This window comes from Erwinia persicina (assembly GCF_014838825.1).
In the GTDB taxonomy this organism is placed as follows: domain Bacteria; phylum Pseudomonadota; class Gammaproteobacteria; order Enterobacterales; family Enterobacteriaceae; genus Erwinia; species Erwinia persicina_A.
The window spans coordinates 36,536-47,390 of sequence record NZ_JACYMO010000012.1 but is presented as its reverse complement, the minus strand read 5'-3'; the positions used below and the strand labels follow the sequence as shown (position 1 = coordinate 47,390).

Here is a 10,855-nt window from a genome sequence, read left to right as displayed (position 1 = left end):
CCTCCGGGGCAGGCTCAGTAATATCACTCGTCGACATGCCTTCTCACCCACTCAATAATCCCGCCCCAACGTTAACCGACAGCCCCAGAATCGCCAGATTAAACACAAAGGAAATCACCGACTGCAGCAGAACAATCTGACGCATATCGGTGGTGCCGGTCGCCACATCGGCCGTTTGTGCCGCCACGGCGACGGTGAAAGAAAAATAGAGAAAATCCCAGTAACCGGGCGCGTCGGGTTTATCCGGGAACATCATCGGCGTCACCTCCCGGGTCCGGTGCAGATAGTGGTGGTGCGCATAATGCATGGCAAACGAGGTGGGCAGCAGCGCCCATGACACCATCAGCGTGCTGGCGGTGAGCAGCATATGCAGTGTACGCGGGGTTCCGCTCAGATGCTTCAGCGTGCCAAGCTCCAGCAGAATGGCCATAACGCTGACCAGGCAGCCGAGGGAGACCATGCTCAGTACCAGCGAAGCGCTCTCGTCCTGGGAGCGGGCAAGGTGAGGGATATCTTTCGGCACCGTGCGCAACATCAGAAACCACAGGAAAAACAGATACAGCATGGCCAGCACGTTCCAGCCGATCAGCATCCGCTGCAGCAAACCCAGTTGTTCGGGCAGGGCAAAAAAGCAGACCATGCTGGCGAACACCGACATCAGCAGACGCAGACGGGAACGAAGGTGTACGTTGTACAAAATACGCATGATGGCAGGGGCTTATAGAAAGCAATTTCGATAGCTTAACTGTAGACGCTGCTGTCGGAAAATACGCGATATTCCATTTGGTTATAAACCATCGCGTTTCAGTCGTTTCCAATAATTCCCGGTCTGATTACTATCGTTTGGCAATTAGTGCTACCAATAATCTATGAAAAATAATCAGTTTAATTAATCAGCGGCGTTGGCTGATAAACCGGCAGAAAACAGGCATCAGATGATAGTTTTGCGCAACGTTTCTAAAATTTTTAACGCCAAATCAGGCCCGGTGACCGCCGTTGATAACGTCAGTCTGCGGGTGGAGCAGGGGCAGATTTACGGCATTATCGGTTACAGCGGGGCGGGAAAGAGTACGCTGATCCGCCTGCTGAACGGGCTGGAAAAACCCACCTCCGGCAGCGTGGTGGTTGCCGGGCAGGACATTGCCCAGGCCAGCGGAGAAGCCCTGCGTCAGGCGCGTCTGAAAATCAGTATGGTATTCCAGCATTTCAACCTGCTGTGGTCGCGCACCGTCAGTGAGAATATCGCTTTTTCTCTGCAGATTGCCGGCGCCCCGAAAGCGGAAATCCAGCGTCGGGTACAGGATTTAATCGCGCTGGTGGGGCTGACCGGAAAGGAGCAGGTTTATCCGGCCCAACTGAGCGGTGGGCAGAAACAGCGTGTCGGCATTGCGCGTGCCCTGGCCAACAGTCCGGATGTGCTGCTCTGCGATGAAGCCACGTCAGCGCTCGACCCACAGACTACCGATGCCATCCTTGACCTTCTGCTGGATATTAATCGCCAGCTCGGGTTGACGATTGTGCTGATCACTCATGAAATGCACGTGGTGCGTAAAATCTGCCATCACGTGGCGGTCATGGAGGACGGTAAAATCGTGGAAGAGGGCGACGTGCTGTCGGTATTCACCCATCCACAGCAGGCGATCACCCGTACGTTTGTCAAACAAACCACTGAATACAGTCACGCAGAGACGCCGTTTAATCTGGCGCTGATCGACGCGGATGACGGGGTGGTGCTGAAGCTGACCTTTATCGGTAAAAGCACCCGACAGCCGGTCGTCGGTGAGCTCACGCTGAAGTACGCTTTACCGTTCAATATCCTGCATGGAAAGATGAATCAGACCCCTCAGGGGGCCTTTGGTGAGCTGTGGCTGCAGGTTCCGGCTTCGCCGGCCCAGCTGGACGGTATTCTGCAAGATTTACATGCTCATTCTGTTACCACCGAGGTCGTCAGCCATGCTTGAGAACCTGTTCCCGCACCTGAAACTGGATCAGCTCTGGGCTGCCACCGGTGAAACGCTGTATATGACCGCGCTGTCGGGCGTGGCGACCTTCGTGCTGGGCATCGTGCTCGGACTGGCACTGTTCCTGACCGCCCGCGGCGGGCTGTTCCAGAACCGGGCCATTTACGCGGTGATTTCCGTGCTGGTAAACGTGTTTCGCTCCATTCCGTTCATCATTTTAATCGTACTGCTGATCCCGTTCACCAAAACGCTGATCGGCACCATTCTCGGGGCGGATGCGGCCCTGCCTGCACTGATCGTCGGGGCCGCGCCGTTCTACGCCCGGCTGGTGGAAATTGGCCTGCGCGAAGTTGATAAAGGGGTCATCGAAGCGTCCCGCTCCATGGGGGCCCGCCTCAGCACCCTGATTTTTCGCGTGCTGCTGCCGGAATCCTCTCCGGCGCTGGTATCGGGGATCACGGTGACGCTGATAGCACTGGTCAGCTACAGCGCGATGGCTGGCGTGATCGGTGCCGGCGGGCTCGGCAATCTGGCGTATCTGGAAGGTTTTCAACGTAACCACGGGGATGTAACGCTGGTGGCGACGGTAATGATTCTGGTGATTGTTTTTATCATCCAGTTCTTAGGTGATGTGCTCACGACACGGCTCGACAAACGTTAATTCTTAGGAAAATAAAATGAAAAAAACACTGACGCTGCTGGCTGCGGCTACTCTGGGTGCGCTGAGTCTGAGCGCATGGGCGGATACGCTAACGGTGGGCGCGTCCAACGTCCCGCACGCTGAAATTCTGGAACAGGCGAAGCCCATCCTGGCGAAGCAGGGTATCGATCTGGAAATCAAACCGTTCCAGGACTATATCCTGCCCAATACTGCGCTGGCCAGTCGGGATATCGATGCCAACTATTTCCAGCATATTCCTTACCTTAACAGCGTGCTGAAAGATCACGCCGGGGATAAAACTTACGATTTCGTCAGTGCAGGGGCGATCCATATTGAGCCGATTGGTATTTATTCGAAGAAGTATAAATCCCTGAAAGACCTGCCGCAGAATGGCAAGGTGATCATGCGTGACGCGGTGGCTGAAGAGGGGCGTATTTTGTCTATCTTTGAAAAAGAGGGCGTGATCACACTGAAGCCGGGCGTCAGCAAAGTGGATGCACGTATCAGCGACATCGTTGAGAACCCGAAGCATCTGAAATTCCTTGCCAACGTTGAAGGCGCACTGCTGCCGCAGATGTATAACAATGATGAAGGTGATGCCGTGGTGATCAACGCGAACTATGCGATTGATGCAGGTCTTGACCCGGTAAAAGGTCCGATTGCCGTCGAGAGCGGTGAGAATAATCCGTATGCCAATATTATCACCGTTCACCGGGGAGACGAAAACAAACCGGATGTGAAAGCGCTGGTTACCGTGCTGCATTCCAAAGCGATTCAGGACTGGATCCGCACCAAATACAAAGGCGCGGTGATCCCGGTCAATAACTGACCATCGCAGGCCGGGAAACCGGCCTTTTTTACCTCCGCGTATGACGCATTGCTGGCAGATCCTGGCACCCCAGCGCCTGACGGGCGGGCCGGTGTTCGTCAGTCAGCGTTGCCCGCGAATATTCCTTCCGCTGTTCAGATGCCCAGCTTGCTGAGCACCGGCCACTGCAACATCAGCGTATCAATCAACGCATCCAGTTCGGCATGTGTTGCCCCTTCCCGGGCGCGCACGGACATGCCCTGCAGCAGGCAGCAGAGATAGGCCGCCAGGCCTGCAACGTCAGTACGGGCGTCAAGTTCCCCGGCGGCCTGCCGGGTCTGCAGAAACGTCAGCAGATGCTGTTCCTGATTGCTGTGACGATTACGCAGCATTTCGGCGACTTCCGCAGAGTCGGCGGACAGCGTGCTGGAAGTACAGATAAAGAAGCACCCCCCCGGTTTTTTTCCGTCGGTGAAACAGGCGGCGGTTGAGCGGAAGTACTTCTCTATTCCGCCCGCGACGCCGGTTTCCGGGCACGCCAGTGCGGCTTCACTTCGGCTGGCGAATTTTTCCGTGTAGCGATCGACAGCCGCGCGGAACATCCCTTCTTTATTGGTAAATTCTGCGTATAGCGTCGGTGCTTTGGCCCCGGTCGCTTCCACCAGGTCTGACAGCGAAGTGCCTTCATAGCCATGACGCCAGAACAGCTCCAGCGCTTTATCCAGCGCGGCATCCCGGTCAAAAGTTTTAGGCCGGCCCCGGCCTTTACGTGTACCTGCGTCCTGCTCAGTATTCATCTTTCCTCACTTACGCAATCCCGCCCGGTTATTAAGTTATCAATCAGTATAAAAACAATAACCCGCGCTGTCGAGCGGCGATTTGAGGCGTTGTTAACCTGGGCTGTGAAGAAAAAATATAACTTTATTTGAAACAAATTCAAGGTGTTAATTAATAAATTATCGATCATTAATAAATCATTGTTGACGCGAATCAATAACAGGATTAACATTTACCTATCGATCGTTAATTAATAACGACGGCAACATTAAACCACCGAATTCAACTGAGAGTAAACATCATGAAAACCATCAAAATGACCCTGGCCGCTATCGCTCTGACTTCTGTTTCTTTCGCCGGTTTTGCGGCTGACCTGGTCAGCGCAGAGCCTGCGCAACAGCAGCAGGTAGGGGTGATTTCAGTTAGCGGGGCTTCGAACCTTTCTGCACTGGAATCCAAACTGTCTGCCAAAGCCGATCAGGCGGGTGCTAAATCTTTCCGTATCACCTCTGCCGTGGGTGACAATAAACTGAACGGCACCGCAGTGATTTACCAGTAATAGCGATGACAAACATCTGCATCAGGGGGGAGCAATGAATGTGATCCACACCGCCCTTGTTGCCGTCATCCTGGGCACCCTGTCGGGTGCCAGCCTGGCAGCACTTCCCGAAGGGCATACGAATACGGTTCAACCGTCAGTGGCCACCAGCTATGTTACCGGCAGCACCACGCTGGTTTCGCTGGACGTCCAGCTCTCGGGAACCCCTGCCGCAACGGCGTCCAGACCGATAGCCCTGGCCCGTGTGTCAGGCGGTGCCAGCCTGTATGGTACGACCATCAGCTATCACTGATCGCCTTATAAAAAAAAACCGCCGCTGATCCGGCGGTTTTTTTTTACCTCTCATCCGCCGGGCTTTTCCCTCCAGTCGTCCTTTCGAACGATACACCTGCCTGCTGTCTGATGGTGTGATGTCATCAAACGACAGGCAGGACAGCAGGGGCGGGGATGGATATCAGAATCGATGCGCTGAACTATTACACGGCGACAAAAAAGTATGACCTGCACTTTGCGCCGCTCAGGGACGATCTTGACGTTGATGTGGTGATTATCGGCGGGGGCTTTTCGGGGATAAATACGGCACTGGAACTGGCCGAGAAAGGGATCACCCGTGTTGCGGTACTGGAAGCCCGCCATCTCGGCTACGGGGGATCCGGCCGCAACGGTGGGCAGGTCATGCCCGGCATAGGGCATGACATCGGCGCGGTGCAAAAGTACGTGGGCCGGGAAGGCATGGCTACGCTGTTCAGCATGGCGAACCTCGGCGCTGACATTATCCGTGAGCGCATAGCCCGCTACCAGATTGATGCCGACTTTATCCCGGGCTATGCCTATCTGGCCTATAACGCCCGCCAGGAAAAGGCGCTCCGACTGTGGCAAAAGGCGTTTAAACGCGTGACGCCAGAGGTTGAGACTGAACTCTTTACCGGGGCTGACGTGCATAACGTGGTGGGCTCCTCATGTTACACCTGCGCACTGAAGCATATGGGGGGAGGCCAGATCCATGCGCTGAACATGCTGCTGGGGTCGGCCTCTGCCGCCGCCGGGCTTGGCGTGCAGATCTACGAAAACTCACCGGCCGTGGAGGTCGCCTACGGTCCGCGCGTCAGGGTTCGCACCGCCACCGGGACGGTCAGTGCTCACAAACTTTTGTGGGCATGCGACAGTTTTCTCAACCAGCTTGAGCCTGAGCTGGACCGTAAAACGCTGGTGACTTACTCCTATCAGATGGCCACCGCCCCCCTGTCAGAGGCGCTGATTGAACGCATCAGCCCGATGCGCGGTGCCTTTAGCGATATCCGCCCGGTCATCAACTATTACCGTATCACGGCAGAAAACCGCCTGCTGTTCGGCAGCGCCACGCGTTTTGTTGAATATACTCCCCGTGATTTTGCCGCCTGGAACCGCACGCTGCTGCTGCAGATTTTTCCCTATCTCCACGATGTCAGAACAGATTTTGTCTGGGGTGGACCGATGGCCTGCAGCGCTAACCTCTTTCCGCAGATTGGCACCCTGCGTCAGCATAACAACGTCTTCTATGTTCAGGGGTACTCGGGGTTCGGCGTCACGCCCTCGCACATCATCTGCAAAGTGTTAGCCGAAGGAATGACCGAGGGCTCTGCGCGTTATGACCTGATGAGCCGTATACCCCATGCCACGATTTATGGTCGTGACGCCCTTCGTCCGGTGCTGATGACCGCCGGAAAGTTATTCCATCAGGCTGCGGGTTTCTTCAGTGGACGTCAGACGTGACCGCATTAAAGCGTAAACCGTCCTGCCCGCGCGGGTGCAAATTGTCAGCGTGGTGGAACAGCCTGCCCCCTTTTATCAACAGGAGTGATTATGAGTGACGTTGCAGTGCTTCCGGCAGTGAACGCATTTTTACAGCGTGAACACGGCCACTATATTAACGGCAACAGTCTGCCCGGTCAGGGCCCGTTGCGCCCGGTCATTAACCCGGCGACGGCGCAGACTATTGCTCAGGTGCGGGATGGCGGGGCGGGTGAGGTGCAGGCCGCCATGGCTGCCGCGCGGCAGGCGTTCAGCGGAGGATGGGGCACTCTGCCCGCGCTGGCGAGAGGATCGCTGCTGCTGAAGCTGGCCGATGCGCTGGAGCAGCATCGGGAGGAGCTGGCACAGCTGGAAACGCTGTGTTCCGGCAAGCTGATCACCCTGTCACGCGGGCTTGAGCTGGATCAGTCCGTGGTTTTCCTGCGCTATTTTGCCGGATGGGCTGGAAAAATAACCGGTGAAACGCCAGAGCTGTCGTTACCTTCCTTTCACGGTGAAAAGTACCGGGGGTTTACCCTGCGTGAACCGCTGGGCGTCGTTGTGGCGATCCTCCCATGGAATTTTTCCATCATGATTGCCGTCTGGAAAATGGCGGCGGCGCTGATCTGTGGCTGTACCCTGGTGCTGAAGCCGAGCGAGTTTACGCCGCTGACTATGCTGCGGGTGGCGCAGCTGGCAGGGGAGGTGGGATTTCCGCGCGGAGCAATCAATATCGTTAACGGTGATGGCACGCTGCTCGGCCCGTTGCTGACCGGTCATCCTGACTGTGCAAAAGTCACCTTTACCGGCTCTGTACCGACCGGCAGGGCGGTGGGCAGTGCCGCCTGCGCCCGGGCGATCCCCTTCACGCTGGAACTGGGGGGCAAAAATGCGGCTCTTTTTCTGAAGGATATGTCCGTCGACGAAATGGTCGACGGCATTATTGAAGCCGGCTACCTCAATCAGGGTCAGATCTGTGCGGCTGCCGAGCGTTTTTATCTTCCGGCGGAGCAGTGCGATAGCGTGCTGGAGGCGCTCTGCCGACGGCTGGATCAGCTGACGGCGGGATCGCCGCTGGATGAGGCATGTCAGCTGGGCCCGCTGGCTAACAGCGCCCACCTTGAAAAGGTGCAGGCGCTGGTGGCTCAGGCGCAAAAAGAGGGGGATGAGCTGCTCTGCGGTGGGCGTTCCCCTGACCTGCCGGGTTACTACTTCTTACCCACGGTGCTGAAAGTACGCAGCGCCGATGCCACGCTGATGCAGCAGGAGACCTTTGGTCCGGTCGGGGCCTTCCTGGCTTATCACGATGAGGAACAGGCGCTGGCGTGGGTGAATGCCTCCCCCTTCGGGCTGGCGGCCAGCGTCTGGACCCACGATCTGAGTCAGGCGCTGCGCTACAGCGAGCGGATCAGCGCAGGGACGGTCTGGGTGAATATGCACACCCTGCTCGATCCGGCGCTGCCGTTCGGCGGGGTGAAAGGCTCCGGTAACGGGCGAGAGTTTGGCAGCGCCTTTATTGCGGACTACACCCGGCTGAAGTCCGTCATGATGCGTTACTGAACGGCGGGCGATGCCGTGGAAAGGGTATTGCCCGGTTCAGTACTGAGCGTCGCGATGGTCAGTCAGCCCCAGACCGGCGGCCAGCTCGGTGCGGCTGTTGACGTGAGTTTTCGCGAAGATATTGCGCAGGTGGGTCTTGACGGTGGACAGCGAGACGTCAAGTTGCCGCGCAATACGTTTGTTACAGGCCCCCTCACGCACCATACCGACAATTTGCTGCTCTTTCGGCGTTAACCGGCAGTGTGCCGTCGCGGGGAGCAGCTCTTCCGTGGCCAGTTCAATCAGCGGCAGCGATGCACGCAGGCGGAGTCGCTCAGCCGCGCTGAAAGGAAGGTCACGCATGATCGACAGGCCCGCCACGATGCGTTTATGCCGGCGGACAAAGATCTCCGTCATATCTCCCATATGATTGGGCACCATAAACTGCCGGTAATATGGGGTGGTCTGCATCGCCTCATTCAGCCCGGCAAGGGTCACGGCCTGATGATTAAAACGCCGGGGGTGAAGCGGATCCAGCGGCAGAAAATCCTGCAGATAAGCCTGATGGGTTTCTGCAGAGATACCGGACAGCAGGTGCTGACCCGGCACCAGATTGCTGTCCACCAGGTAAAACACCGCCGATGCACCGGGGATCAGATGCGTTATTGTGTGCAGGCATTCATGGATAAATGCCCCCGGCTGAACGGAGGGTGTGAGCGTGCGCATGCCTTCTCCTTGTCAGTGCGTCTGTCTGTTCCCGCAGGGGTGTTTGCTTCTGAACGAACTGACTTAATTAACACATTATAAACATCTCAATAACGTGAGCTGCGGCAGGAAACGCTCAGTATCGTTCCTTCGGACGATACTGAGCGCTCTCAATGCCTGTTTACACTCTTTATTACCCGTCCTTTCCCGGAAGATTGAAATGTTAAAACACAGGCTTGCGGCGCACCTTAAACAGGGAGCCGTCGGTTTTCCCACCACGCTGGCCAGTTCGGTGGGGCTGATCATGGCCAGTCCGGTGATCCTGACGGTGACCAGTGGATTTGGCCGCGGAGGAGACAGGCTATTCTGATCGGTTTTATTATGATGCAGGCCCAGCTGATGAGCTTCTCAGAGGCCGCCATCCTGATGCCGACGACCGGCTCGGTCTACGACTATATCTCCTGCGGGATGGGCCGTTTTTTTGCTATTACCGGCGCACTGTGCGCCTATCTGATCGTGCATGTGTTTGCTGGTACGGCGGAAACCATCCTGTCGGGGGTGATGGCGATGGTCAACTTCGGCGACGCCGGTCTGCATTCTGGCCCCCATCCTGACAGCTGGCTGGTCGGGGTTGGCATGGTGCTGCTGTTTGGTCTGCTGAACGCCACCGGCATTGAGATTTTTGGCAAGGTGGAGGTGGTGCTGACTTTCATTATGTGGAGTACGCTGCTGATCTTCAGCCTCTCCGGGCTACTGGCTGCACCAGTTCCCGCGTCGGTGGGATGGTTTGGCCTGTCGCCGGACTTCCACCATCCTCAGACGCTGATCAGCATGACGGGGATGGCGATGTTCATGTTTGTCGGCTGCGAACTGGTAACGCCGATGGCACCGGAGATCCGCCGCGCGGATAAAACCATTCCCCGGGCGATGGCGCTGGGCCTGTGCGGCGTGGCCGGCTGTATGCTGCTTTTTGGTGCGGCGCTCAACCGGCAGGTGCCGAACGTGCTGCTGGATGCGGCAAACGGGCTCCACCTCTTCGATACACCGTGGGTGATCCCGGCGTTTGCCGGGCGGGTGATGGGGGAGCCCGGAAAGCTGTGGCTGGGGATCGGCATGCTACTGGCGGGGGCAGCCACCATCAATACCCTGATGGCCGCCGTCCCACGTATTCTTTATGGTATGGCGCTGGACGGAGCCCTGCCCAGATGCCTCACCTGGCTGTACCCGCGCTTCAAAACGCCAGTGGTGGCTATCTGAAGCGCTATCCGGTGATTGCGCAGACGCTGGGCGAACTGGACTACCGGCGTTTTCGCGTTGACCTCGCGTGCGGGCGCTGGTGCTGTGAAATTGAACTCTTCGCGGCCTGTGAAGCGCGCCTGCGCATCCCGCCCATGCAGCGTTATCTTCGGCTGAGTGCCAGCCAGCGGGTTCTGCTGTTAAGCCTGTTTCAACTGCTGGCGCAGATGATGGCGATACAGGAGACGTAGCCCGGCCTATGCCAGCTGAGTGAACGCTTCCAGCAGCTGCGTTAACTGGCGCAGTTTCTCCTTACCGAACTGCCGTTCGATTTGCAGATAACCCGCATCCACTTCACGGCTGGCCTGCTGGTACAGAGCCTGTCCGGCAGGCGTCAGGGCGGCCACCAGCTTGCGCTGATCATTAACGGGTTTAAGGCGTGATACCAGTCCGTCACGCTCAAGGCGGGTCAGGATGCCAGTCAGACTGGGACGCAGGATGCACGCCTGCTGCGCCAGCTGATGGAAGTCCAGCATGTTCACTCCGGCCAGAATACGCAGGATGCGCCACTGCTGCTCGGTCAGCCCGTAACGATTAAGGATTGGGCGAAAATAGCCCATGGCGGCTTCCCGCGCCTGTAAAAGAGCAATGGTCAGTGATTCGTGCATGTTTTCGCTGTGATTAAATATTTTGTTAATAATAACATAACCTGCTTATCTCCGGCATACCCCCCCACTTCAGGTACTTTTCATTTTGTTGCGTGTACTTATCAACACTATGAAAAAAATGAGTTTATTGTAAGTTTTATTTTTTTGCCTTCAAGGTCACAACTCAATAAA

The 10,855-nt window shown here is 56.7% G+C and carries 12 protein-coding genes and 1 pseudogene; 9 read left to right on the top strand and 4 right to left on the bottom strand.

The window, feature by feature from the left end; all coding sequences use genetic code 11:
• Positions 1 to 43 precede the first annotated feature (43 nt).
• Positions 44 to 706, bottom strand: coding sequence for a DUF1345 domain-containing protein (locus IFU29_RS19870; RefSeq protein ID WP_191935431.1), 663 nt, complete (start codon positions 704 to 706; stop codon positions 44 to 46).
• A 229-nt stretch (positions 707 to 935) separates the two neighbouring features.
• Between IFU29_RS19870 and IFU29_RS19865 the strand changes: the two genes are divergently transcribed.
• From IFU29_RS19865 to IFU29_RS19855, 3 genes are read left to right on the top strand one after another with little or no spacing between them, the layout of a single operon-like run.
• Positions 936 to 1,961 carry a methionine ABC transporter ATP-binding protein gene (locus tag IFU29_RS19865; protein ID WP_191935430.1) on the top strand — a complete coding sequence of 342 codons (1,026 nt, stop codon included), beginning with the start codon at positions 936 to 938 and terminating at the stop codon, positions 1,959 to 1,961.
• Entirely contained in the window at positions 1,954 to 2,622 is a 669-nt protein-coding gene (locus IFU29_RS19860; protein ID WP_191935429.1) for a methionine ABC transporter permease, read from the top strand. The genes IFU29_RS19865 and IFU29_RS19860 overlap by 8 nt, the downstream gene beginning before the upstream one ends.
• 16 nt (positions 2,623 to 2,638) lie before the next feature.
• Entirely contained in the window at positions 2,639 to 3,451 is an 813-nt protein-coding gene (locus IFU29_RS19855) for a MetQ/NlpA family ABC transporter substrate-binding protein (RefSeq protein ID WP_062748809.1), read from the top strand.
• Positions 3,452 to 3,585: 134 nt separating this feature from the next.
• On the opposite strand, the gene IFU29_RS19850 is transcribed toward IFU29_RS19855, so the two are convergent.
• On the bottom strand, positions 3,586 to 4,227 hold the full coding sequence (locus IFU29_RS19850; RefSeq protein ID WP_191935428.1) for a TetR/AcrR family transcriptional regulator: 642 nt from the start codon (positions 4,225 to 4,227) through the stop codon (positions 3,586 to 3,588).
• A 281-nt stretch (positions 4,228 to 4,508) separates the two neighbouring features.
• Between IFU29_RS19850 and bhsA the strand changes: the two genes are divergently transcribed.
• The 4 genes from bhsA (at position 4,509) to IFU29_RS19830 (ending at position 8,096) form a co-directional block, all read left to right on the top strand.
• Positions 4,509 to 4,766, top strand: coding sequence for a multiple stress resistance protein BhsA (gene bhsA, locus IFU29_RS19845; RefSeq protein WP_062748813.1), 258 nt, complete (start codon positions 4,509 to 4,511; stop codon positions 4,764 to 4,766).
• A gap of 34 nt (positions 4,767 to 4,800) precedes the next feature.
• Positions 4,801 to 5,058 carry a hypothetical protein gene (locus IFU29_RS19840; RefSeq protein ID WP_191935427.1) on the top strand — a complete coding sequence of 86 codons (258 nt, stop codon included), beginning with the start codon at positions 4,801 to 4,803 and terminating at the stop codon, positions 5,056 to 5,058.
• 155 nt (positions 5,059 to 5,213) lie between these two features.
• Complete coding sequence (locus tag IFU29_RS19835; RefSeq protein WP_191935426.1) at positions 5,214 to 6,518, top strand: NAD(P)/FAD-dependent oxidoreductase; 1,305 nt, start codon at positions 5,214 to 5,216, stop codon at positions 6,516 to 6,518.
• A 90-nt stretch (positions 6,519 to 6,608) separates the two neighbouring features.
• A complete protein-coding gene (locus IFU29_RS19830; protein ID WP_191935425.1) occupies positions 6,609 to 8,096 on the top strand; it encodes an aldehyde dehydrogenase family protein in 1,488 nt (495 codons plus the stop codon).
• A gap of 36 nt (positions 8,097 to 8,132) precedes the next feature.
• On the opposite strand, the gene IFU29_RS19825 is transcribed toward IFU29_RS19830, so the two are convergent.
• Complete coding sequence (locus IFU29_RS19825) at positions 8,133 to 8,801, bottom strand: helix-turn-helix transcriptional regulator (RefSeq protein ID WP_191935424.1); 669 nt, start codon at positions 8,799 to 8,801, stop codon at positions 8,133 to 8,135.
• Positions 8,802 to 9,000: 199 nt separating this feature from the next.
• Here IFU29_RS19825 and IFU29_RS19820 point away from each other — a divergent pair.
• Positions 9,001 to 10,034: pseudogene (locus tag IFU29_RS19820) on the top strand (APC family permease); the annotation flags it as partial.
• Complete coding sequence (locus IFU29_RS19815; protein ID WP_191935423.1) at positions 9,986 to 10,267, top strand: DUF3156 family protein; 282 nt, start codon at positions 9,986 to 9,988, stop codon at positions 10,265 to 10,267. The pseudogene IFU29_RS19820 and the gene IFU29_RS19815, both read left to right, overlap by 49 nt.
• A gap of 6 nt (positions 10,268 to 10,273) precedes the next feature.
• On the opposite strand, the gene hpaR is transcribed toward IFU29_RS19815, so the two are convergent.
• Entirely contained in the window at positions 10,274 to 10,684 is a 411-nt protein-coding gene (gene hpaR, locus IFU29_RS19810) for a homoprotocatechuate degradation operon regulator HpaR (RefSeq protein WP_191935422.1), read from the bottom strand.
• Positions 10,685 to 10,855: the final 171 nt, after the last annotated feature.

What these genes read in the sequence shown, in the direction of transcription:
- IFU29_RS19870 (WP_191935431.1), bottom strand. Translation starts at nt 706, where the DNA reads ATGCGTATTTTGTACAACGTACACCTTCGTTCCCGTCTGCGTCTGCTG.
- IFU29_RS19865 (WP_191935430.1), top strand. Translation starts at nt 936, where the DNA reads ATGATAGTTTTGCGCAACGTTTCTAAAATTTTTAACGCCAAATCAGGC.
- IFU29_RS19860 (WP_191935429.1), top strand. Translation starts at nt 1,954, where the DNA reads ATGCTTGAGAACCTGTTCCCGCACCTGAAACTGGATCAGCTCTGGGCT.
- IFU29_RS19855 (WP_062748809.1), top strand. Translation starts at nt 2,639, where the DNA reads ATGAAAAAAACACTGACGCTGCTGGCTGCGGCTACTCTGGGTGCGCTG.
- IFU29_RS19850 (WP_191935428.1), bottom strand. Translation starts at nt 4,227, where the DNA reads ATGAATACTGAGCAGGACGCAGGTACACGTAAAGGCCGGGGCCGGCCT.
- bhsA (WP_062748813.1), top strand. Translation starts at nt 4,509, where the DNA reads ATGAAAACCATCAAAATGACCCTGGCCGCTATCGCTCTGACTTCTGTT.
- IFU29_RS19840 (WP_191935427.1), top strand. Translation starts at nt 4,801, where the DNA reads ATGAATGTGATCCACACCGCCCTTGTTGCCGTCATCCTGGGCACCCTG.
- IFU29_RS19835 (WP_191935426.1), top strand. Translation starts at nt 5,214, where the DNA reads ATGGATATCAGAATCGATGCGCTGAACTATTACACGGCGACAAAAAAG.
- IFU29_RS19830 (WP_191935425.1), top strand. Translation starts at nt 6,609, where the DNA reads ATGAGTGACGTTGCAGTGCTTCCGGCAGTGAACGCATTTTTACAGCGT.
- IFU29_RS19825 (WP_191935424.1), bottom strand. Translation starts at nt 8,801, where the DNA reads ATGCGCACGCTCACACCCTCCGTTCAGCCGGGGGCATTTATCCATGAA.
- IFU29_RS19815 (WP_191935423.1), top strand. Translation starts at nt 9,986, where the DNA reads ATGCCTCACCTGGCTGTACCCGCGCTTCAAAACGCCAGTGGTGGCTAT.
- hpaR (WP_191935422.1), bottom strand. Translation starts at nt 10,684, where the DNA reads ATGCACGAATCACTGACCATTGCTCTTTTACAGGCGCGGGAAGCCGCC.